Genomic DNA, 19,839 nt, shown 5'->3' on the forward strand with positions numbered 1-19,839 from the left:
ATATTTACTGGATTACATAACAAAATAGTTATTGACCTACAGATAATGCTGACTTAATGTGCAGCCCTACTTGATAGTCAAGCAAGCCATGTTTTGGGCAGCCCAAAACGTCTTGCCGGGATACCCGGACCCGATATACCTCACTTCGTTCCGCATATCAAAACTAACTAATGCAGTTTAAAGGGTTTAACGGCTTGTAACAAACAGGCGCCTTGTTACGCTTAATGCTAAACGGCAGTTTAAAGCCGCAGAAGATTAATTGAACATGGCGCGACCAAAAGTATCGGAAGAAGCAAAGCGAAAATATAAAATAACCGTCCGGCTGAACAGCAGGGAACGGCTTCGCATTGAAGAGGCCGCTAAGACTACCGGCGTGTCAACTTACCGGCTTGTTCGTGATAAACTTTTGAAAGGCAAATTCCCTGAACCGAAAATAGCCAAAACGGACATCGGCGTGTATATCGAGCTGAAGCGAATCGGCAACAACATCAATCAACTGGCGAAACACGCCAATACAGGCAAGTTTTCGCCAGATATACGCTCCACGCTGTCGCAACTGCGTGAGCAGCAGCAACTCATCTTAAAGCTCTTACTTTATGATAGCGGTTCAAAAGATCGGTAAGAGTTTTATGGGAGCGTTTCGGTACAACGGGAAAAAAACGCTTCACCCGGATAAGAACAAACGGGCGGTAGTGTTGGACAGCAACTTTACGGCTATTGACCACTGGGGCATCCAAAGGGAAGTGGACATGGTCCGTAGCCTGCGGCCGTCACTTAATCGCTATGTTTACCATACCAGCCTGAACTTTCATAAAGATGACCGGCTTGACAACAAGACGCTATTGGCGATAGCGCATGATTACCTAATAGCTAATGGTTTTGACGATAACCAGTACATGATCTATCGCCATCACGATGCCGATCACCCGCACCTGCACTTGTTGGTCAACCGTATACGCTATGATGGAAGCGTGGTTTCAGATAGCAACAATTACCGGCAAAGCGAAGTCATACTCCGAAAGCTCGAAGAACGCTATAACCTGGCAACTGTAGCATCAGCGCATCAGGTAACGAAAGAGCGGCGTAGCGGCAAATCCAGCGAACTAAAAAGCTATGCAATCAACGATCAACGTAACAATAGAACAAGCTATCCGGATAACTATATATCCGCTGAGTCTGGTAGCAATAGAGCAAAAAAGCCATATAACGCTAATACAACATATCAAGATACCGACATAGCTTGGGATCGGAATAACACAACAGCCAAACGGGCGCCGACAAAGGACGAGCTGGAAATGATGAGCCGTACCGGACATGTCTCTGAAAAGCTCTTGCTACAGGAAAAGCTAACGATGCTGGTACCGCTACACAATGTAACGATCGAGCAATTTATAGCCGCCTGTAAAAAGGAAGGCATAGACCTGCTTTTCAACCAGGCATTGACCGGCCGGGTGAGTGGTATTACTTATTTTCATAATGGCTTCAAGATACGAGGCCAGGCATTAGGCAACCGTTTTAAGTGGGGCGAAATCATCAAACACATAGACTATGAACAAGGCAGAGACAGCGCGGCAATTAGCGCAGCAAATGATAATACAAGAGCAAAATACGACCAATACAAGAGCGGCGAAGGAAAAGGTGCCGCAAGACGAGATCGATATCGCATTGAAGGAGTTCCTGCAAACGATAAAGGAACACACGGAGAAGACAGCGATCAATCAGCCGTTACTTCGCGAGCTCATACAGCGGCAGGAAGCTATGCATCAAACTCTGAAACGAAACAGGGCTTATCAAACAGTACTGATCTACTTCATCGTGATGAGCGCTATCCTGAATATGATAGGCTGGATACTCCTTTGAATATTCAGATCGCGGATGATGTGGATGATGAAGCCATCAACGGGATGAAACGGCGCAGGCGGGACATGCCTCGCCGAAACAGGCGATGAATGATATTTTATCTTTTATAAAAAGGGGTTGTCGAACGGAAATAAGACGATATACCGTTGTCTTTGCTTACCAGGATCAGATCAACTATCTCGCCGGGGCCAAGGTGGCTTTGCGCAAGAAAGCCCACTTCATTATTTACCGTTTGGTCGGCGCTATCCATGTCAAGACCGATGATGTAATGCGGTTCGATGCCGGAGGAAGGATCATGTATAAATGCAAGAAAAGCCGCTTTTACTGCCGGTTTAGTGGCTAACAATATTTTTAGTGATTCGACCAGCTTTTCGGGATAACTCGCCGGTTGGCCAATAAGAACCTGCGTTTCCTTTTCTACCGTGATCTGCTGGTGTACAGGTTCTAAGACCGTTCCATTAAGCATGTTTGTTATTTCTTCGGCCAGCAACTCCTTGCCGTAATCCGAATAAGGGTTTAGGATAAACTTTGCACCGGAGGTCATCTTGAACAGGTCTTTACCTTTCATGGCAACGAATGGGACCTGATGTCTGATCACCCCTTTATCGAATATCCTATCCGTAGAGGTAAAGACAGGAACCCGCCCGTCGCTGAGGGTCGCGATGCTGATAGTGGTATTTTCTTCAGCTATGAAACTACCTTCAGGCAGCCCGGTATCCTGTGTGATGACAACAAGGTCTTCAGAAAGTAACAGCTGGTAGAATTCCAGCCTGTAGGCAGGTTCACTTGCGGCTTTTTGGAGGACCGCTTCCAGCCGGTTAGCAGGCTCAGGCACTTCGAGGGGTGCAGAAACTTCCTTTTTCGTTTTCAGCCAGTCAAAGATGCCCATGGTTGGTGCAGGGTGTGATTCTAATCGGGTTAAACGAGTTACGGTTTGATTGCGCTTTTTAACAGTTCAACCTTTTCCCTTTCGCTGGCAAGGAGTTGTTCGTAGAGATTTTTGTTGGCTTCATACAACTCTATAACTTTGTCAATAGGATTAAAAGTAGGTTGATAATTTATAGCATTTAGAGTAGAGCTGTCTTGACTTGTAAATGTGTTTGAAATAATATTTAGCGCACTTTCTTCATTGAAGTTCTTTATTGCCTCTTCAGGAACTTTCAAGACTTCAGCAATCGCCTTGATAATATCATCTTCTATTACATCCTTCCCTTCCAGCAGGGAAACACGTTTTTGATTCCAATCACCACCCAGCTCGAAAGCAAGGGCTTCCTGTTTCAGCCCCAGCATTTCGCGAAAGCGCTTCACATTACGGCCTTGATGTATCTGGTTTGGTCTGTCTGCTGTAGTACTCATCGATGTAAATGTAAGGTCTTAAACAAATATAACAAAAAATGCCCTTCAGGCATCCTGTAGCCAAAGAGACAATTGCAAAGCTAAGTTATCCCGGTGCCATTCTTCGATAGAAAGTGCAGGAATAGTTTAGAAATAATGCCTTGCTGAAATTTGATAAGCTTGCCAATACCGACAGGCATAATTCAATCTATTATGCAAGCAGATATCGTTCAAACCACTAAATACTATAAAGCAGACGGCCTGATGCAGGCGCTTTCCGATTTCTTCGATGACGACTGGCTGCCGGAACAACTGGCGCAGCTGGAACGCTGGCGGGACTACATCCTGAAGAATGATTATTACGTCGACGCCAAAGGCAATCCCGGGGGCCTATTGACCTTTTATGAGCTTAACGTATCGCTGATAGAAGCGATGTGGGAACTGTTTAAACATGCACAACCTATTGACTTTTATGACAGCAATACCATTACCACCGAACAAGCCAACTGGCGTGATTATCCGAAAAACCTCGCAGAGCAGGAACTGATCGACCCGCTGCTAGTGATCACGTTCTTTTTTAAAGACTATTCCGTAGACGATTACCGCAAGCAGCTGCGCGAGTGGCTAGAGCATGGTCTCAACCGGATCAGCGCCGATGGCTGGATCAACGCAGGGGATATTGTCAGGGTGTATGAGAACCTGCAAAAGCTTTATTCCGCCGCATGGATCATCTACCAGCGTTCCAGCGATACGCCGCACCTAAATAACAATATAGCTATTGACCCCGATATCCCTATAACTGTAGAGCAGCGTAGCGATGTATCGTTGTACCGGCTGAACAATGTAATTCCGTCTGTTTATAACGAAATACTCAAAGAGCTGGTAAAGATCATCATTCAAAAAGTGCCTTTGGTCCAATGCGTATTTTATCTCGGCGTCAGGCCGGATATAGCCGACTGCATTTTCCTGTTTCTGCTAACATCCGACAAGGAAGACCGGCAGGCTTTTGAGATCGCGAACCAGGTTGAGGAAAATTGCAGGCCGGTTTCAAAAGTAACCATACTGGTTCACCACGCATCCATGTTGTTTACGGCTATCAAGCGTCAGGATCATTTCTTCAATCATGCGTTGAGCTGCCCGGTCGTTTACCTTTCAGGTGAACTGTTGCCGCCACCGCCGAAACCAGATAGCTCATTGCGCTCGGAAAGTGCCGTAGCTTTTAATTGGGACAGGTGGAAGAAACAGGGTGATGACTTCCTGTCAGGCGCATCGCATCATATGATGAACAGGGCTTATAACGCGGCCTTGTTCTGTCTGCACCAATGTGCCGAGTGTCTGCTGATCGCCCTGGTTAGGGGTGTGCTGGACTACCGGGTAAATAACCATAACCTGTCAAGGTTGCTGTCGATAAGCAAGATGTTTACTGCTGACCTTTCAGCCTTATTTGACCTTGATGATGCAAGCGATAAAGAGCTGTTCGACGTGCTAAAGAACGCCTATGTTAACGTTCGTTACCGTGACCATTATGAAGCTGATGCGCAAACGGTAGCAGAGTTGGAAGAGCGGGTAAGACGGCTTATTGAGGTATGCCAATCGGTATACGCAAAAAACTTGTTGAGTAAAGGGTTGTAGCCCTTACCGACGCTCCTGCAGAAGCCGCATCGGTTTTTCTATAGGATTTGATTCATTCCGTTCAAACCCTGTGCACAATGCTATATCTTGTTAAGGTAACAATTCCTACGATATATAGTTATAGTTTATTCCTTGCAGTATTGATGGTTGCATAGATGTCGAATTAAATTAGTGTATGAGTAAATGACGAGATTTTCAATTCGCGATTTGCAAATTAACTGGGTGTTTCTTATCTTCGGATATGAAAGCACATAATGGTATGCGTCCGCATGATGTCGTCGTGTTATTAAAAATCGCTTTGTCTGAAGAACCGGTCTTAAACAAAGAACTGGCTTCGAGCCTGTACATCAGTAATTCGGAGATCAGCGAGTCCCTGAATCGGTCGATGATCGCAAAGCTGATCAGCCCGGACAAACGGAAAGTGTTCAAAACGGCGTTTTATCGTTTCATTGAACACGGCCTGAAGTATGTGTTTCCGGCGGAACCAGGAGCAATCGTTAAAGGAATACCGACCGCGCACAGCGCACCGGTACTGAAGGACTTTTTCGTTTCGGATGAGCAATACGTTTGGCCGAGTACCGAAGGGAAAGTAAGGGGACAACTGATCTTGCCGCTGTACCCGAACCAGGTACTGGCGGCACTGAAGGACGAGCGGCTGTATGCGGGTCTCGCTTTGATCGACGCTATTCGCGTTGGTAAGGTAAGGGAACAGCAGAAAGCACTGGAACTGTTAAAACTTTCATTTGAATCAAAATATGCATGAAAACCTGATCAGGATCAAAGCGGTAAACCAGGTATTACAAGGCCTGGAGCATGAGTTCGTTTTTGTCGGTGGGGCCACAGTTGCATTGTACGCGACGTCGCCGGAAGTTGCCGAGGCCGTTCGCCCGACTGATGACGTCGACGTCATTGTGGAACTGGCCGGTTACGGGGGCTACGTGGCCCTGGATGCCCGGTTACGTGAGATCGGCTTTCGTAACGATATTCAATCAGGTGTGATCTGCCGGTATAAAATACAGGGCATTACCGTTGACGTGATGCCAACGCAGCCGGAAGCTATCGGGTTCAGTAACTTTTGGTACCCGGAAGGCTTCCAGCATGCGGTGAACCGCCGACTGGACGACGATACGAGCATCAAAATATTTTCCCTGCCATACTTTATCGCATCAAAGTGGGAAGCATTCAAAGGACGCGGCCGGGACTACCGCACCAGCACTGATTTTGAAGATTTGGTTTACGTGTTTGAGAATGCGGACGACTTGGAAGCGCAGTTGAAAGCATCACCTCGACATTTGATTGCATACTTACGCGATGCCTTCGCGCCGCTGCTTGACCGGGACGACTTTGAGGAAGGGTTGTATTCACATCTATCAGGCGGTTACGGTGGTATCGACCCGAATTACATTCGCAACAGGCTGATCGACGCTTTAAATATTCCCAGGAAAAGATTCAGAGGATTCACGCGTTAGCCCCGCCGCTAAGTCTGTTATAGTGCGATACCGATTATCTTGGTGAACCTGCATGACATCGCGCGCACAAAATTAGCACCGCAGGGAATTAGTAAAGAGTATAGTAAATGGCGCAATCCGGTTTCAGCCTTTACTGCGCCACCCTTGACAAATTCCCTGCTTACGCTTCCGGTTGTTCAAGCGCAGTAATGCCGTCGTGAATGTGTTGCATTTAAGTGTATCGGCTGACTTGTATGCAAGCACGCTTACGGGTTGATCCTCTACTTGTGCTTCCCTTTTTGCTTTCCCTCCAATAGTTTCAGAATGTCCTCGTGTTTGTAATAAAGAATACCGCCGATCTTTGTATAAGACAAGGTGCCGTTCACCCGCAGGGTCTGCAGCGTTCCGGGTGATATCCGCAGCATATTCTTAACCTGGTAGCTCTTTAGCCATTTCTTCGGCTCGGGAGTCGTGTTGCCAAGCAGCTGTTCTATTTTCTGGAGCAAGCGCTGCTCGAATTCCTCCAGGTCGTCTTTGGTGATGATTTCTGTTGCCATAGCTTCTTATTTTTTTCAAAGCTAAAGGGGCTTAGAATTATTTATTCAGTAGTTCTTCGTACTACCGAACGATTTATTTTTTGACCTCAAAACGGTGCAAACCCGGCTTTTTATAGGTAAATGGTGCTAAAATTTTCTGTTTCAGCCGCTGCAGTTTGATTTTTCGGTAGTTGTTCGGTAGTACGAAAAAGTTAAAATCGATCATATACCGAGATAAATTAGAACGCTGCTGATTTTTTTATCCTGACGCCAGCCAGTATGTTCGCCGAAAACAATTCATTGTGACCCCGAACGATCTGCTTACAAAACAGGATTTAGAAAAATTCAAAAAGGAACTGTTTGACCTGCTCAAACCGTTAACTGAATCAAGACAAATCAGCACTCAAAAATGGCTGCGCAGCAAGGATGTCCGTGAGCTGTTAAATATCTCTAACGGTACGCTACACCATCTTCGGGTCACCGGCGCGTTGGCTGCCCGCAAAATGGGAAGTATTTATTTCTACAGTGCGGAAGACATCGACAAGGAACTGAACAAAGCTGAAAAAAAAAGCCCGAAGAGCTGATCGAAATTAAAAGAGGTGTCCCTTTTAGTGTTCTTTTTTATCCAAAATCAAGGCCGGGACAGGTAAAGCCGCAGCGTCCTATTTACATGCGTATTACCGTAGACGGCCTACGTACAGAATGGTCGACCGGTCGCCATTGTGACCCGGCAGAATGGGACAAGCATACTAAACGGGTACGTGGCACCAAAGAACAGGCCCGCTCGGTCAACAGTTGGCTGGATGTATTATACTCCCGGGCGCATGCCTGCAGGCAGGAACTCTATCTTGCGGGTAAGCGTTTTACCCCGCAGCACATCCGCAAAATGATGCAGGGCGAAGAGTTGGAACCACCGAAAATGCTGTCGGACGTCTGGAACTATCATACCAACCAGATCGCTGGCCTGCTGGGCAAAGGCTACACACCGGCAACACTACAAAAGTACAGGTCAGTTTTCCGGATCCTGCGAAAGTTCCTTTTTTCACGAAACAAGCAGGACGATATCAAACTGGATGATATCGACTTTCAACTGGTCAGGGATTTTGATTATTACCTGAAGACGGAACATAAGGTAAAAATCAACACCGCTGTGCAGATGGTGAAAAAGCTGCGCACGGTGATGAAGCTTGCTAACGAGATCGGCTGGGCCAAACGCAATCCCTTTGCCGCTTACCGGGCAAAAAAGGAAGAAGTACACCGGGAATTTCTGACCACCGTGGAACTGAACGACCTCGCAGTTAAGAAACTGAAAAAGCGGCTGGTGTTAACGCGTGATCTTTTTCTTTTCAGCTGTTATACAGGTCTGTCGTACTCCGATATCGTCAGCTTGAAAGCGGAGGATATCCGCAAAGGAGAGGACGGCGGCATCTGGCTGGAAACGCACCGAATCAAGAACAACAACCGCGTGCGTGTGCCCCTGCTGTCGCCAGCGCTACGTCTGATCGAGCATTATAAAAACTATCCGCGCATATTGGACGAGGATTTCCTGCTGCCGAAAATCAGTAATGCGAGGGCAAACTATTACTTAAAAGAAATCATGAAAGAAATGGGCTGGACAAAGTGGCTCACCTTCCATTGCGCCAGACATACCTTCGCTACAACGGTTACGTTGACCAACGGCGTTCCCATTGAAACCGTCGGACAGATGCTTGGCCATAAGAATATCCGGTCTACGCAGATCTATGCGCGTGTGACGGATACCAAGGTCAGCCAGGATATGAAACCCCTGAAGAAAAAGTTTGCCCGGCAGGAGTTGACGTTGACACAAAAGGAAGATTAATTAAAATAAACTTTTTTAGATAAACAAAATTGTTTATTTTAGAATATGCAAAACACTTTTGAAAGTTATTACGGGATACATCCGGGAAGAGTACTCGAAAGGGAGCTGAAGAAAAGGCACTTAAAAAAAGGCCCTTTCGCCATATCCGTTGGTGAATATCCACAGGTGATCAATGAGGTAACAAAAGCCAGGCGCGGTCTATCGCCGATGCTTTCGCTTAAGATCGATCAGGCGCTAGGATTGGAAAATGGCGCTTTTTACCTGTTACAAGCGCACTATGATATTGACCAGGCTCAGAAAAAATTAAATAAGCAGGAAGCGCCCGCATTCCGCAAGGAGTTGTTTTGGGATACTGACATGAAGAAGATCGACTGGTCGAAACAATATAAAGCGGTTATACAACGGGTATTCGAGAGAGGTAATGAAGACGAAAAACAAGCCGCTTTAGATTATTATGGTAGTGATAAAATCCTGGAAGTGACAGGAAGGGATAATATAGATGGCATTTCTTTAAAAATTATGGCTCACACACAAACCTGATTGATATGCTTTACTGGAATACGGTGTCGCCGGCTTTAAAAAAAAATCTCCTTACAATCATGCAAGGACAACCATTCGGAGAATTTCGATTAGTTGGTGGCACTGCGCTAAGTTTATATTGGGGACATCGGATGTCAATTGATATAGATTTATTTACTGATGCACAATATGGCAGCGTTGACTTTGCTTCAATTGAAGCTTATTTGAGGCAGGCCTTTCGCATTGTTCAAGGCGATTTCGGTGCCAATCCGGCTATTGGTAAATCGTACCTGATTGGTGACAAAGAAAATGAGCTCATTAAGTTGGATGTTTACTATTCGATGGATCCTTTTCTATGGCCATCCAATATGCTGGAAGGGGTACGAATGGCAACAGTGGAGGAGATAATTGCAATGAAAGTGGATGTTGTTCAACGAGGGGGAAGAAAGAAAGATTTTTGGGATTTGCACCAGGCGATGCGGATTTATACGATTGACCAAATGGTAAGCCTGCATCAACAGCGCTATGAATGGACGCACAACAGCGAGTTGATAAAACGAAATTTTATTGACTTTTCATTGGCGGATAATGACTTTGACCCTATCGCATTGACTAATAATGAGTGGGTTTTTATCAAAGAGGACATAGCCGCTGCGATTGAGTCTCCACGAAGAAGGCGCGGGCGCTAGTTTTTCAACAGTAAGAAATTTAAAAGCGGTTGGATATGTCAGTACATATCAAATTAAGACCCATCTATGCAAACCATCGTCTGTCGGATTTAACATCAATTTTGCTTTCAGATTTCTCTCTAAAAAGTAAAAGGATGAATCCAATGTTTGCGCGGCATACCCAAGTTTCTCCGACGGGCCGAGATAGTTAATTATTAGCGCAAAAGGGGATACGCTATCTAGTTGCCTATCCCATTCGATCAAATTCTCCTGCCGGTATTTCAAATACGCGCGGTAGGAAACCCAGCTGATTGAAACCTTCAAGCCTTTAAAATCGTCCAACTCCCGAAGAATCGGTGCAATGAAAGCTACAGTCTCTTCATATGCTTTATTTCGTACATCAGTTACATTGATAGCCGCTTTCGCCATATCACCCTGGCTTGTTGGTGCGGCCTGACTAGATTTTGAATCCAAACCTGACCTCAGTATTTTCATATCGTTACTTACTTTTCTGTCTTTAACCCTGGAGTAAATTTGTGTGGTAGTGATCTTGGTATGCCCAAGCATCTTGCTAACGGATTCAATTGGTATTCCATTTTCTAAAGTCACGGTTGTTGCAAAGGTATGCCTGGCCGTGTGGGTAGTTAGCTTTTTGTTGATGCCACATAATTCCGCTATTTCGTGTAAGTACTCATTCATTTTCTGGTTGCTTCGCATTGGCAACAACCTGTTTCTCGTGGTACACAAAGGGTGCTCTTTGTATTTTTCGATAATGGCTATAGCTTTCTGCATCAAGGGTACGTTTGCTTCAATTTTTGACTTGGTGCGCTCTGTGATGATCCAGAGTTCGCCGTCTGTTTTACGAACAACGTGCTGTGGCGTCAGTTTACAGGCGTCGACAAAGGCATATCCTGTGTAGCAAGAGAATAAATAACAATCAGCAATTTCTTTTAGCCTTTCAGTAGTGAAAATTTTAGATTCCAGAATTTGCAATTCTTCCGATTCAAGCTCTGTACGGGAAACCTTATGGGTGGTGCAGACGAATGCTGCAAATGGATTATGGGCGATCCATTTATTTTGACAGGCGATATTTATAATCCGCTTTACTCGTTTAATGTAACTCATCGTTACATTGTGACTTATATTATCATGCACTTTCAGATAATGTTCGAAATCGGTTATAAACGAATACTGTAGGGCATCTAGGTACATGTCCGGGACTTTGTATTGGTGCCTTAGGAATTCAGCAACTTTAACCTTTATGGTTTCATATTTCGTATGCGTCGCCTTGACCACCCCCTTGCCGATCAATTCGTACATCTTCAGGTTATGCTCTTCGAATACTGCGAGTAGTTTCCGTCGCGCATCTACTTGCTTGTCTTTACCAAGATATTTTATTTTAATGAGTTCTGCCGAAACAGTCGCGTCCGCATTAATAAGTCGATCGAAAGTCCGTTCGATCTCTTTTTTAATTACGCCAATTTCTGTGTTGATCTTCTTTGACGAAGCGCTTCCATCCATCATCAAACCATAACTCGCACTCCAGTTATTCAACTCCACTCTTAGATTTGTTGAGATTTCAGCCCGTTTTCCTAAATAAGTAAGTCTGACGTAGAGGGGAACCAGATTATCCGGTGACTTTCTTGCCCTGTTAGCCCATACTAAAACTGATAAATTGCCTGCATTGTTCATTTGTTGCTCCTTTTAAGCCTTTTGTAATTGAATTAATTGATGCCTTTTGGTTCGTTTTAGATTGATTTTATTCGCTCTAAAACTCTATAAGTCAATTAATTAAAAGCTTATTCGGTTAACAAATATAGCAGACCTTCCTTGTTAACCGAACTGTTAACCGAGGATGGCATTTTAGATGATTTGAAACGAGTGGTTTTGACATAAAAAAACCGCTTAATTCGTTGAATTAAGCGGTTTCGGTGAGTTTTGAAACTCTCTAAGCGGAATGGACGGGACTCGAACCCGCGACCCCATGCGTGACAGGCATGTATTCTAACCAGCTGAACTACCACTCCTTGTTCGTTTTGGTGGTGCAAATATACGCACGATTTGATATTCTGCAAGAGGTTTTTGAAAAAAATGTGCGATTGTGTAGCGTTACTTAACGTTTTTTTATTGTAAATATTTCATAATCCATAGGTTAGGCTCATGTAAAAAAAAATAATTTTTTTACATGAGGAGATTAATTGATGCTTGCTTTGCAGCAAGAGTGTCAAAATCGTGATCTAACTTTACAATAGGGTTTGGTTGCGGCACAGTAAATAGCGGTTATCGCAAATATTCGTCAAGGTATGTATTGATTGGGCAGTTTTAATAGGCGTGGCTACTTAACAATTTGGTTGCAAATGCCTGCAAAAAACTCGTTATTTGATCAACAGGCACGATCATCTGCCGCTCCTGTAAATATTTTATGGAAAAAAACATTCTTTGTTTTGGTGAGTTGCTGTTACGCATTACCCCGGATGCGGGTGGCGACTGGTTGAATACTAACAATTTGCCATTTTTTATAGGTGGTGCAGAATTGAATGTGGCCACCGCGCTTGCTTTATGGCAGTTACCGGTGCAGTATTATACCGCTTTGCCCGATAATTATCTGTCTAAACAATTGCTTGGTCATCTGCAGCAAAATGGTATAGTTACTGATAAGGTCAGGTTCTGGGGTGATCGTATAGGGTTGTATTACCTCACCAAAGGTCAGGATGTAAAGCATGATGCGCTGATCTATGACAGGGCGCATTCATCCTTTTCCGAGTTAAAACCGGGTATCATTAACTGGGATGAGGTGCTGGCTGATGTAAGCTGGGTTCATTTTAGTGCCATATCGCCCGCGGTTAGCCAAAGCGCGGCTGATGTTTGCCTGGAGGCGGTTAAGGCGGCTTCGGCAAAAGGTATTACCATATCGGTGGATCTGAATTACCGGGCCAAGTTATGGAAGTACGGCAAATCTCCTGTCGAAATTATGCAGCAGTTGTTACCATATTGCGATGTGGTGATGGGCAATGTATGGGCGGCCGAAGCGATGCTCGGCATAGAGGTAGTGCCGGATATTCATGAAAGCGGCCAAAAAAGTATTTATTTAAAAGAAGCGCTCAATACGTCCGAAGAAATAGTTAAACGCTACCCAAAATGTAAAGCAGTGGCCAATACCTTCAGGTTTGGTAATGATAACGATATCAATTACTATACCGCACTGTACACAGCCGGCCAATTTATCAGTTCAAAAGAATATTCATCAAACCAGATAGTTGATAAGGTAGGCAGTGGCGATTGTTATATGGCCGGGCTTATTTATGGCATGTACAACAATTGGGCACCTGCTGAAGTGCTGGAATATGCTACAGCCGCCGCCTTTACCAAATTATTTGTAGAGAGCGATACTACTAACAAAACCGTTAACGACATACAAAAAGCGATAAGCAATGAATAAAAAGGAACAGGTACTTGACAGCATTATAGCGCAGGGCATGCTGCCGCTGTTTTTTTATGAAGATGCACAGGTAAGCGTTGATGTTACCAGCACGCTTTACAAGGCAGGAGTAAGGGTGTTTGAGTATACAAACCGTGGTCCGCAGGCTTTGGATAATTATCGTGAACTGAAAAAATTACAGAAAAAGGAATGGCCTGATCTGTACCTGGGTATTGGCACTATTAAATCTGTTGATGAGGCCGAGGCATTCATTAGTGCCGGTGCCGATTTTATTGTATCGCCCATAGTTAACCCGGAGGTGGCCAAAGTAGCTCAAAAACACAAATTGCTGTGGGTGCCCGGTTGTATGACGCCAACCGAAATATATACCGCCCAGCAGCACGATGCCGGCCTGATAAAGCTTTTTCCGGCGGGTACATTGAAGCCGGATTTTTTAAGCGCTATAAAAGAATTATTCCCGGGGCAACTGTTTATACCTACCGGTGGTGTTGATACCACAAAGGAGAGTATTTTAGCCTGGTTTAGGGCAGGCGTGTGCGCCGTAGGCATGGGCAGCAAGCTTATCAGCAAAAAGGTGCTTGAGGAAAAACTGTACGATCAATTATATACCGATACCGTTTACGTTACCGAACTCATCCAAAGCTGTAAATAACACCGATGGTCATTTTTTTGTAATTGTATGATGTGTAGCTATTGGCATATCAACCAATAATTTACATTTATACTGTAATAAAAAACATTACAGTTAATGAACAACGTAAGGTTTTCAACAGCGCTACATATTTTAACCCTCCATTATTACATGAAGGATGAAATGCTTACGTCGGATTTTATAGCAGGCAGCATGAATGTAAATGCCGCTATTGTACGTAAAGAAACCAGCAACCTGCGCAAGTGCGGGTTGGTCACCACTAAAGAGGGCAAGGGTGGAGGTACCATGCTGGCAAAACAGGCAAAAGATATCCGCCTTTCCGACGTTTATAATGCCGTGCGGCAAACATCCCCGTTAGGAAAAAAAAATGTACCCAACCCTGCTTGTCCGGTTGGGAAACAGATAAATACCGAACTTGACATTTTGTACAACAAAGCTGAAGAAGCGATGGTGAGCAAATTGGCCGCTGTTACGCTGGAGGCTTTTTGCAAACCGATAATATAAATTTTTTAATTAATACTGTAATTATATAGGTTACAGTTTTATCAAACAACTTAAATAAACATAAAAATGAAAGTAGCATTAATTGGCGCCACAGGCTTTGTAGGTACCGCCGTATTGAACGAACTGGACAAAAGAGGGCATGAGGTTATAGCCATTGCCCGTAACATTGACAAAGTAAAGCAGGGTGCTAAAATTACCCCTGTTAAGGCTGATGTTTATAATGAGGATGAAGTGACCGCCGCCGTAAAAGGTGCTGATGTGGTAGTGAATACCTTTAATTCCGGCTGGACTAACCCTAATATTTATGATGACTTTTTGCGCGGATCAATAGCCATACAAGAAGGTACTAAAGCAGCAGGCGTTAAGCGTTTCTTCACCGTTGGCGGTGCAGGTAGTTTATATGCGGCACCCGGTGTGCAATTGGTGGATACCCCACAGTTTCCGGCTGAATACAAGGCAGGAGCAACCGCGGCACGCGATTACCTGAACCATATCAAAAACGAAACTGAGCTTGACTGGACATTTTTGAGTCCGGCTATTGAAATGCACCAGGGTACGGCAGGTATTATTAAAGGTACCTACCGCGTAGGGCTGGATGAGCCTGTTTTTGACGAGAACCACCGCAGCATCATCTCGGTTGAAGATATGGCTACCGCTATTGTTGATGAATTGGAAAACCCGAAACACATTCGCCAGCGCTTTACGGTGGCTTATTAATCAATTCCGGAGGCGATATAAAGTAAATCTCCGGTTAAAGGAAACGGGCGTTACACATTGTTAGTAACGCCCGTTTCTTTTTATTTTTTAGGATCGCAAATAGTAGTGAGTTTTTTGGTGTAGTCGGGCTCAAGCGGCTCGTTGGTTTGGGCCAGGCGCTGGGCGCCTACATTTGCCGGGCAAGCTATACCATAGGGGGCATCATAAATAATAGGGTCATTACCGGCTTTGTCTATCAATTCTTTCGGCACAAATATTTGTACTTTGGTTATGGAGTATCCCTGCGGAATGTAGCGGATGTAATACCCATCCGGGTGTAATGCCCACGTGCCTGATGGGTACTCGCTATTGTTATTAGGAGCTATCCCGGCCAGCACCGCGTACTTTTCCATCTCCTCGTAACTGGTCATTTCGTACAGTCCGGCGCATAATATATAACCGCCACCTGTTGCTTTAGGTAGCAGGTACAGGGGCTGAGCTGTAACACCTTCCTGGAATGATGGGGGTTTTGAACCGGTAACAATGGCATCATCCTTAAAATTGGTGGTGATAGCGGCCGGCTGTTTAATGATCTTATTCAGATTAAGGCCACTGCTGCCCAGCATATCGCTGCCTTTTTTTAGTAAACCGCCCAACTGCGCGTAGCCGGGCTGTGTAATGGCAATACAGGTAATTATTGCAAATAATAATCTTTTCATGGTAATAGGTGTGTTTTAGAGTTCCGAAAGATATTAATAGCTTTTTGTAGGCGCAATAAAAAGTTTCCTGTAGATTAAAAAACAACAGGCGAAACGTATTTTACATGGGGTAAAGCTGACGATATGATAAAGTATAACAACATCATTTAAATGTTAGATTGTAAAAAAAAGATGCCATTACCTGCGTAGGGTAGCTTAGTTAATAAAATAATTTTAGCTTTGCGTTGAATAAAAAAAAAGCCAATGAGTGTTCTTGTAAATAAAGATTCCAAAGTAATAGTTCAGGGTTTTACCGGTAACGAGGGTACTTACCATGCCTCGCAAATGATTGAGTATGGTACGCAGCTTGTAGGTGGTGTAACACCTGGCAAAGGCGGCCAAACGCATCTTGATCGTCCGGTTTTCAATACCGTTAAAGACGCTGTTGATACCACAGGTGCTGATGTATCTATCATCTTTGTGCCTCCGGCTTTCGCGGCCGACGCTATTATGGAAGCTGCTGAGGCAGGCATCAAAGTTATTGTTTGTATTACCGAGGGCATCCCTACAAAGGATATGATCCAGGTGAAAGAATATTTGACAGACAAGGATTCTCGTTTGATCGGTCCTAACTGTCCGGGTATCATTACTGCCGATGAGGCTAAGATCGGTATCATGCCGGGCTTTATCTTCAAAAAAGGCAATGTAGGTGTGGTTTCAAAATCAGGTACCTTAACTTACGAGGCGGTTGACCAGGTGGTTAAAGCCGGGTTAGGTATCACTACCGCTATCGGTATCGGTGGCGACCCGATCATCGGTACACCAACTAAAGAAGCTGTTGAGTTGTTAATGAACGACCCGGAAACTCACGGTATCATCATGATAGGTGAAATTGGCGGTGGCATGGAAGCTGAAGCTGCCCGCTGGATAAAAGAACACGGTACTAAACCGGTAGTAGGCTTTATTGCCGGCCAAACAGCGCCTCCGGGCCGCCGTATGGGCCATGCCGGTGCTATTGTTGGCGGTGCTGATGATACTGCCGCAGCTAAGATGAAGATCATGGCTGAGTGTGGTATCCGTGTTGTAGAGTCACCTGCTGAAATTGGTGCGGCTATGGCTGAGGAACTGGCTAAGTTAGCATAAGGCTAAAAGCGTAAAGGCGAAAGCTAAAAAGCTATTATAATATTGAAAATCCTGGTTGAAAGACCGGGATTTTTTGTTTTGACAGGTGATGTCAAACTCATGTAAACAACATGGCGAAAAAAACTATTGGTCTTAAAATTGATTATATTTATATATCGATAAAACCAATATAACAGTGAAATCACCTAAGTAATCGGTGAAATCATAATCAAATCAGTGTAATCTAAATAATATGAAATACAACGAACTGACACCCGACGAAGAAAGGGTAATACTTTATAAAGGCACCGAGCGCCCGTTCACAGGCTCGCTGTTAAATAATAAAGCGCAGGGTATATACGTGTGTAAGCGCTGCGATACGCCGCTCTATCGGTCTGACGATAAGTTTGAGAGCTTTTGCGGCTGGCCAAGCTTTGACGATGAGATACCCGGTGCCGTGCAACGCATAACGGATGCCGATGGCCGCCGTACCGAAATACTTTGCGCTAACTGCGGGGCACACTTAGGCCACGTGTTTTTGGGCGAAGGCTTTACCTCCAAAAACACACGCCATTGTGTAAACTCAGTATCGATGAAATTTGTTCCGCTGGAAGATTAAATGTCCTCGGAGTTTTGGCGGAGGGCTTCCTTTATCTGGTCTTTGGTGGCTTCAAACTGCTCCGGGGTAAAGCTTAGCTTCGGACGGGAGAAGTTAATATCATCCACATGATTAACCGGGATAAGGTGTATATGCACATGCGGCACCTCAAGGCCTATAACCGCTACGCCGATACGCTGGCAGGGTACGGCCTTTTCAATACCCTTGGCTACTATTTTAGCAAAAATGTGTAAGCCGGTATACGTTTCATCATCAAGATCAAAAATATAGTCAACCTCTTTTTTGGGGATCACCAGTACATGACCCTCAGCCAGCGGAGAGATATCTAAAAAGGCTAAAAAATCATTGCTTTCGGCAACAACATGGGCCGGTATTTCGCCCGCTACTATTTTTGAAAATATACTTGACATGAATGTAGTTATTGATTTATTGAGGGAGTGAATTATTGATTCAGTTAGCTTTTTATTATCGAATAATTGAAGGATTGAATTAGTGAATTGTTTTTTTAAAATCAATAATTCACTAATTCAATAATTCAATAATTCAATAAATCATCCCTCCATAAACTATCTGCTTATTTCAAGCACCTCAAATTCTATTTTACCGGCAGGTACGGTAATTTCAATTTTTTCACCAACTGATTTACCTAATAAGCCCTGGGCAATAGGTGAACTTACCGATATTTTACCTGCCTTGAGGTCAGCCTCGGTTTCTGATACCAATTGGTAGCTCATGGTCGCGCCATTCTTCACATTTTTGATCTTTACGATAGAAAGCGCTAATACTTTTGAATTATCCAATTTTGACTCATCAAGCAAGCGTGCGCTGGATAGTACCCCTTCAAGTTTGGCTATCTTGCCTTCGTGCAAGCCCTGCGCTTCTTTAGCGGCATCATATTCGGCGTTCTCTGAAAGGTCGCCTTTATCGCGTGCTTCGGCAATTGCTTTGGCAATGTTAGCACGGCCTGTAGTTTTTAAATACTGTAATTCTTCCTTTAATTTCTCTAAACCATCTTTGGTATAGTATGATACCTCTGCCATAACGCACTAATTAAAATTTTAAAACTGTTAATGTTGTTGGTTCGTGTCAAAAAAAAACCGCCCTTCCTTTTCATCACAAAAGAAGGACGCGACTCTTTTAAAAAACAAACAAGACTATGTGAGCCATGAGCACGCATAGTCTTGCTTTGATATAAAACGAAGATAAAGGATTTAAATTTTATTCTCCAAATTTTTTATCGGTTTTGAGGGGAGTTCATGGTTCATGGATCATAGTTCATGGGTATAATTATTCTTAAGATACCATTCTAACTATGATCCATGAACTATCAACTATGAACTACAAAAGGCAGCTTCCCGGCCAGTACCTCGCTTATTTTTCGGTATGATTCAAAGGTCCAGCCGGCAACGTGCGGGGTCAGGATCACCTTGTTGGTTTTGCACAAATCGGCATACCATTCCTGCTCGCCCAGGGCCGGGAATTTTTCAACCTCCAATACATCCAGCGCGGCGCCTATTATTTTGCCCTGCTCAATAGCATTCAGTACCGAACGTACCTTGGCCGTTTTACCGCGCGAGGTATTGATGAAGAATATCGACTTTTTAAAGTGAAAAAAATATTCATCATTGGCAAGGTACTGCGTTTCGGCAGTAAGCGGCACGTGCAGGCTTAGTATATCGCTGTGCTTAACAATTTCTTCCATACTTACCTCGCGGGCGTATTTATCGCTAAAGCCGGTTTTATACTTATCGTAAGCAATAACGTTAACCTCAAACCCACTTAGCTTGCGGGCAAAGCTTTGGCCCATGTGGCCATAACCGATAATGCCTACGGTGCGGCCCTTCAGTTCGTAACCGCGGTTTTCTTCACGCAGCCATTTGCCATCGCGCACCTCAAGGTTGCCAATGTTAAACTTGTTCATCAGCGCCAGCAGCATACCTACGGCATGTTCGCCAACGGCATCTGAGTTGCCCTCAGGGGCATTATATATTTCGATGCCTTTTTGGGCGGCATAGTCGCCATCAATATTATCAATACCGGCACCGGCACGGGTAATAAAACGCAGGTTAGGGGCGGCATCCATAAAGGCTTTATCAACCTCAAATTTTGAGCGGATAGCCAGTCCCTCATAATCAGCAATTACGGCAAGGGCATCGGCCAGTTTATAATCAGGGTGATAATCGCAGGTGTAGCCCTTAGCCCCGGCTATTTCCATGTACGACGGATGCAGGTCGTCAACTATTAAAATGTTATTTTTCAAAGTCAAACTGT

23 protein-coding genes and 1 tRNA gene are annotated in these 19,839 nt (G+C 44.4%); 15 read left to right on the plus strand and 9 right to left on the minus strand.

All coding sequences use genetic code 11. From position 1 onward, the window contains the following. Positions 1–265: 265 nt before the first annotated feature. Both LJ707_RS06745 and LJ707_RS06750 read left to right on the plus strand, forming a co-directional pair. Positions 266–622, plus strand: coding sequence for a MobC family plasmid mobilization relaxosome protein (locus LJ707_RS06745; protein WP_228950048.1), 357 nt, complete (start codon positions 266–268; stop codon positions 620–622). Then, the gene (locus LJ707_RS06750; protein WP_228950049.1) at positions 597–1,949 is read left to right on the plus strand and encodes a relaxase/mobilization nuclease domain-containing protein; all 1,353 of its coding nucleotides are present in this window, start codon (positions 597–599) and stop codon (positions 1,947–1,949) included. Before LJ707_RS06745 ends, LJ707_RS06750 begins: the two co-directional genes overlap by 26 nt. A gap of 8 nt (positions 1,950–1,957) precedes the next feature. Here LJ707_RS06750 and LJ707_RS06755 read toward each other — a convergent pair whose 3' ends face one another. Together LJ707_RS06755 and LJ707_RS06760 are read right to left on the minus strand one after the other, a co-directional pair. After that, on the minus strand, positions 1,958–2,749 hold the full coding sequence (locus LJ707_RS06755) for an enhanced serine sensitivity protein SseB C-terminal domain-containing protein (protein ID WP_228950050.1): 792 nt from the start codon (positions 2,747–2,749) through the stop codon (positions 1,958–1,960). Positions 2,750–2,787: 38 nt separating this feature from the next. Continuing rightward, positions 2,788–3,216 carry a helix-turn-helix transcriptional regulator gene (locus LJ707_RS06760; RefSeq protein ID WP_228950051.1) on the minus strand — a complete coding sequence of 143 codons (429 nt, stop codon included), beginning with the start codon at positions 3,214–3,216 and terminating at the stop codon, positions 2,788–2,790. A gap of 192 nt (positions 3,217–3,408) precedes the next feature. Here LJ707_RS06760 and LJ707_RS06765 point away from each other — a divergent pair, with 192 nt between their 5' ends. The 3 genes from LJ707_RS06765 to LJ707_RS06775 all read left to right on the plus strand — a co-directional run bounded on the left by LJ707_RS06765 (position 3,409) and on the right by LJ707_RS06775 (position 6,296). Beyond that, on the plus strand, positions 3,409–4,827 hold the full coding sequence (locus LJ707_RS06765) for a HEPN domain-containing protein (protein ID WP_228950052.1): 1,419 nt from the start codon (positions 3,409–3,411) through the stop codon (positions 4,825–4,827). Positions 4,828–5,068: 241 nt separating this feature from the next. After that, positions 5,069–5,590 carry a hypothetical protein gene (locus tag LJ707_RS06770; protein WP_228950053.1) on the plus strand — a complete coding sequence of 174 codons (522 nt, stop codon included), beginning with the start codon at positions 5,069–5,071 and terminating at the stop codon, positions 5,588–5,590. Further along, positions 5,583–6,296, plus strand: coding sequence for a nucleotidyl transferase AbiEii/AbiGii toxin family protein (locus LJ707_RS06775; RefSeq protein WP_228950054.1), 714 nt, complete (start codon positions 5,583–5,585; stop codon positions 6,294–6,296). The genes LJ707_RS06770 and LJ707_RS06775 overlap by 8 nt, the downstream gene beginning before the upstream one ends. A 260-nt stretch (positions 6,297–6,556) precedes the next feature. Here LJ707_RS06775 and LJ707_RS06780 read toward each other — a convergent pair whose 3' ends face one another. Beyond that, positions 6,557–6,832: a helix-turn-helix domain-containing protein gene (locus tag LJ707_RS06780; RefSeq protein WP_228950055.1), complete on the minus strand. Its 276-nt coding sequence runs from the start codon at positions 6,830–6,832 to the stop codon at positions 6,557–6,559. A gap of 281 nt (positions 6,833–7,113) precedes the next feature. Between LJ707_RS06780 and LJ707_RS06785 the strand changes: the two genes are divergently transcribed. From LJ707_RS06785 to LJ707_RS06800, 4 genes are all read left to right on the plus strand, one after another. Then, positions 7,114–7,395: a helix-turn-helix domain-containing protein gene (locus LJ707_RS06785; protein WP_228950056.1), complete on the plus strand. Its 282-nt coding sequence runs from the start codon at positions 7,114–7,116 to the stop codon at positions 7,393–7,395. Between the two features lie 86 nt (positions 7,396–7,481). After that, complete coding sequence (locus tag LJ707_RS06790) at positions 7,482–8,651, plus strand: site-specific integrase (protein WP_228950057.1); 1,170 nt, start codon at positions 7,482–7,484, stop codon at positions 8,649–8,651. 45 nt (positions 8,652–8,696) lie between these two features. Then, positions 8,697–9,191, plus strand: coding sequence for a plasmid maintenance system antidote protein (locus LJ707_RS06795; RefSeq protein ID WP_228950058.1), 495 nt, complete (start codon positions 8,697–8,699; stop codon positions 9,189–9,191). Between the two features lie 5 nt (positions 9,192–9,196). Continuing rightward, entirely contained in the window at positions 9,197–9,859 is a 663-nt protein-coding gene (locus LJ707_RS06800; protein WP_228950059.1) for a nucleotidyl transferase AbiEii/AbiGii toxin family protein, read from the plus strand. A 48-nt stretch (positions 9,860–9,907) separates the two neighbouring features. Here the strand turns inward: LJ707_RS06800 and LJ707_RS06805 are convergent, their stop codons facing one another. Next, positions 9,908–11,530 carry a site-specific integrase gene (locus LJ707_RS06805; protein ID WP_228950060.1) on the minus strand — a complete coding sequence of 541 codons (1,623 nt, stop codon included), beginning with the start codon at positions 11,528–11,530 and terminating at the stop codon, positions 9,908–9,910. A gap of 261 nt (positions 11,531–11,791) precedes the next feature. Then, positions 11,792–11,865: transfer RNA gene (locus tag LJ707_RS06810), tRNA-Asp, on the minus strand. Positions 11,866–12,260: 395 nt separating this feature from the next. Here LJ707_RS06810 and LJ707_RS06815 point away from each other — a divergent pair. The 4 genes from LJ707_RS06815 (at position 12,261) to LJ707_RS06830 (ending at position 15,150) form a co-directional block, all read left to right on the plus strand. Continuing rightward, a complete protein-coding gene (locus LJ707_RS06815) occupies positions 12,261–13,277 on the plus strand; it encodes a sugar kinase (protein WP_228950061.1) in 1,017 nt (338 codons plus the stop codon). Beyond that, positions 13,270–13,929 (plus strand): bifunctional 4-hydroxy-2-oxoglutarate aldolase/2-dehydro-3-deoxy-phosphogluconate aldolase, encoded by a 660-nt coding sequence (locus LJ707_RS06820; RefSeq protein ID WP_228950062.1) that lies wholly within the window; start codon positions 13,270–13,272, stop codon positions 13,927–13,929. The genes LJ707_RS06815 and LJ707_RS06820 overlap by 8 nt, the downstream gene beginning before the upstream one ends. A 96-nt stretch (positions 13,930–14,025) precedes the next feature. Beyond that, entirely contained in the window at positions 14,026–14,433 is a 408-nt protein-coding gene (locus tag LJ707_RS06825; RefSeq protein WP_228950063.1) for an Rrf2 family transcriptional regulator, read from the plus strand. 66 nt (positions 14,434–14,499) lie between these two features. Next, on the plus strand, positions 14,500–15,150 hold the full coding sequence (locus tag LJ707_RS06830; RefSeq protein WP_228950064.1) for an NAD(P)-dependent oxidoreductase: 651 nt from the start codon (positions 14,500–14,502) through the stop codon (positions 15,148–15,150). Between the two features lie 80 nt (positions 15,151–15,230). Here the strand turns inward: LJ707_RS06830 and LJ707_RS06835 are convergent, their stop codons facing one another. Next, entirely contained in the window at positions 15,231–15,848 is a 618-nt protein-coding gene (locus LJ707_RS06835) for a hypothetical protein (RefSeq protein WP_228950065.1), read from the minus strand. 243 nt (positions 15,849–16,091) lie between these two features. On the opposite strand from LJ707_RS06835, the gene sucD reads away from it, so the two are divergent. Continuing rightward, positions 16,092–16,970, plus strand: coding sequence for a succinate--CoA ligase subunit alpha (gene sucD / locus LJ707_RS06840; protein ID WP_228950066.1), 879 nt, complete (start codon positions 16,092–16,094; stop codon positions 16,968–16,970). Positions 16,971–17,202: 232 nt separating this feature from the next. Beyond that, a complete protein-coding gene (locus LJ707_RS06845) occupies positions 17,203–17,568 on the plus strand; it encodes a methionine-R-sulfoxide reductase (protein WP_228950067.1) in 366 nt (121 codons plus the stop codon). Here the strand turns inward: LJ707_RS06845 and LJ707_RS06850 are convergent. The 3 genes from LJ707_RS06850 to LJ707_RS06860 form a co-directional block, all read right to left on the minus strand. Further along, a complete protein-coding gene (locus LJ707_RS06850; protein WP_228950068.1) occupies positions 17,565–17,978 on the minus strand; it encodes an HIT family protein in 414 nt (137 codons plus the stop codon). The two genes, LJ707_RS06845 and LJ707_RS06850, sit on opposite strands and share 4 nt — an antisense overlap. Positions 17,979–18,134: 156 nt before the next feature. Continuing rightward, positions 18,135–18,608, minus strand: coding sequence for a transcription elongation factor GreA (gene greA / locus LJ707_RS06855; RefSeq protein WP_228950069.1), 474 nt, complete (start codon positions 18,606–18,608; stop codon positions 18,135–18,137). Between the two features lie 287 nt (positions 18,609–18,895). After that, positions 18,896–19,828, minus strand: a complete 933-nt coding sequence (locus LJ707_RS06860; RefSeq protein WP_228950070.1) for an NAD(P)-dependent oxidoreductase — start codon at positions 19,826–19,828, stop codon at positions 18,896–18,898. Positions 19,829–19,839 lie beyond the last annotated feature (11 nt).

The sequence above is a fragment of the Mucilaginibacter sp. UR6-1 genome, from assembly GCF_020880975.1.
Taxonomy (GTDB): Bacteria; Bacteroidota; Bacteroidia; order Sphingobacteriales; family Sphingobacteriaceae; genus Mucilaginibacter.

What these genes read in the sequence shown, in the direction of transcription:
- LJ707_RS06760 (WP_228950051.1), bottom strand. Translation starts at nt 3,216, where the DNA reads ATGAGTACTACAGCAGACAGACCAAACCAGATACATCAAGGCCGTAAT.
- sucD (WP_228950066.1), top strand. Translation starts at nt 16,092, where the DNA reads ATGAGTGTTCTTGTAAATAAAGATTCCAAAGTAATAGTTCAGGGTTTT.
- LJ707_RS06800 (WP_228950059.1), top strand. Translation starts at nt 9,197, where the DNA reads ATGCTTTACTGGAATACGGTGTCGCCGGCTTTAAAAAAAAATCTCCTT.
- LJ707_RS06750 (WP_228950049.1), top strand. Translation starts at nt 597, where the DNA reads ATGATAGCGGTTCAAAAGATCGGTAAGAGTTTTATGGGAGCGTTTCGG.
- LJ707_RS06745 (WP_228950048.1), top strand. Translation starts at nt 266, where the DNA reads ATGGCGCGACCAAAAGTATCGGAAGAAGCAAAGCGAAAATATAAAATA.
- greA (WP_228950069.1), bottom strand. Translation starts at nt 18,608, where the DNA reads ATGGCAGAGGTATCATACTATACCAAAGATGGTTTAGAGAAATTAAAG.
- LJ707_RS06775 (WP_228950054.1), top strand. Translation starts at nt 5,583, where the DNA reads ATGCATGAAAACCTGATCAGGATCAAAGCGGTAAACCAGGTATTACAA.
- LJ707_RS06815 (WP_228950061.1), top strand. Translation starts at nt 12,261, where the DNA reads ATGGAAAAAAACATTCTTTGTTTTGGTGAGTTGCTGTTACGCATTACC.
- LJ707_RS06765 (WP_228950052.1), top strand. Translation starts at nt 3,409, where the DNA reads ATGCAAGCAGATATCGTTCAAACCACTAAATACTATAAAGCAGACGGC.
- LJ707_RS06770 (WP_228950053.1), top strand. Translation starts at nt 5,069, where the DNA reads ATGAAAGCACATAATGGTATGCGTCCGCATGATGTCGTCGTGTTATTA.
- LJ707_RS06780 (WP_228950055.1), bottom strand. Translation starts at nt 6,832, where the DNA reads ATGGCAACAGAAATCATCACCAAAGACGACCTGGAGGAATTCGAGCAG.
- LJ707_RS06790 (WP_228950057.1), top strand. Translation starts at nt 7,482, where the DNA reads ATGCGTATTACCGTAGACGGCCTACGTACAGAATGGTCGACCGGTCGC.
- LJ707_RS06755 (WP_228950050.1), bottom strand. Translation starts at nt 2,749, where the DNA reads ATGGGCATCTTTGACTGGCTGAAAACGAAAAAGGAAGTTTCTGCACCC.
- LJ707_RS06805 (WP_228950060.1), bottom strand. Translation starts at nt 11,530, where the DNA reads ATGAACAATGCAGGCAATTTATCAGTTTTAGTATGGGCTAACAGGGCA.
- LJ707_RS06820 (WP_228950062.1), top strand. Translation starts at nt 13,270, where the DNA reads ATGAATAAAAAGGAACAGGTACTTGACAGCATTATAGCGCAGGGCATG.
- LJ707_RS06835 (WP_228950065.1), bottom strand. Translation starts at nt 15,848, where the DNA reads ATGAAAAGATTATTATTTGCAATAATTACCTGTATTGCCATTACACAG.
- LJ707_RS06795 (WP_228950058.1), top strand. Translation starts at nt 8,697, where the DNA reads ATGCAAAACACTTTTGAAAGTTATTACGGGATACATCCGGGAAGAGTA.
- LJ707_RS06830 (WP_228950064.1), top strand. Translation starts at nt 14,500, where the DNA reads ATGAAAGTAGCATTAATTGGCGCCACAGGCTTTGTAGGTACCGCCGTA.
- LJ707_RS06850 (WP_228950068.1), bottom strand. Translation starts at nt 17,978, where the DNA reads ATGTCAAGTATATTTTCAAAAATAGTAGCGGGCGAAATACCGGCCCAT.
- LJ707_RS06845 (WP_228950067.1), top strand. Translation starts at nt 17,203, where the DNA reads ATGAAATACAACGAACTGACACCCGACGAAGAAAGGGTAATACTTTAT.
- LJ707_RS06825 (WP_228950063.1), top strand. Translation starts at nt 14,026, where the DNA reads ATGAACAACGTAAGGTTTTCAACAGCGCTACATATTTTAACCCTCCAT.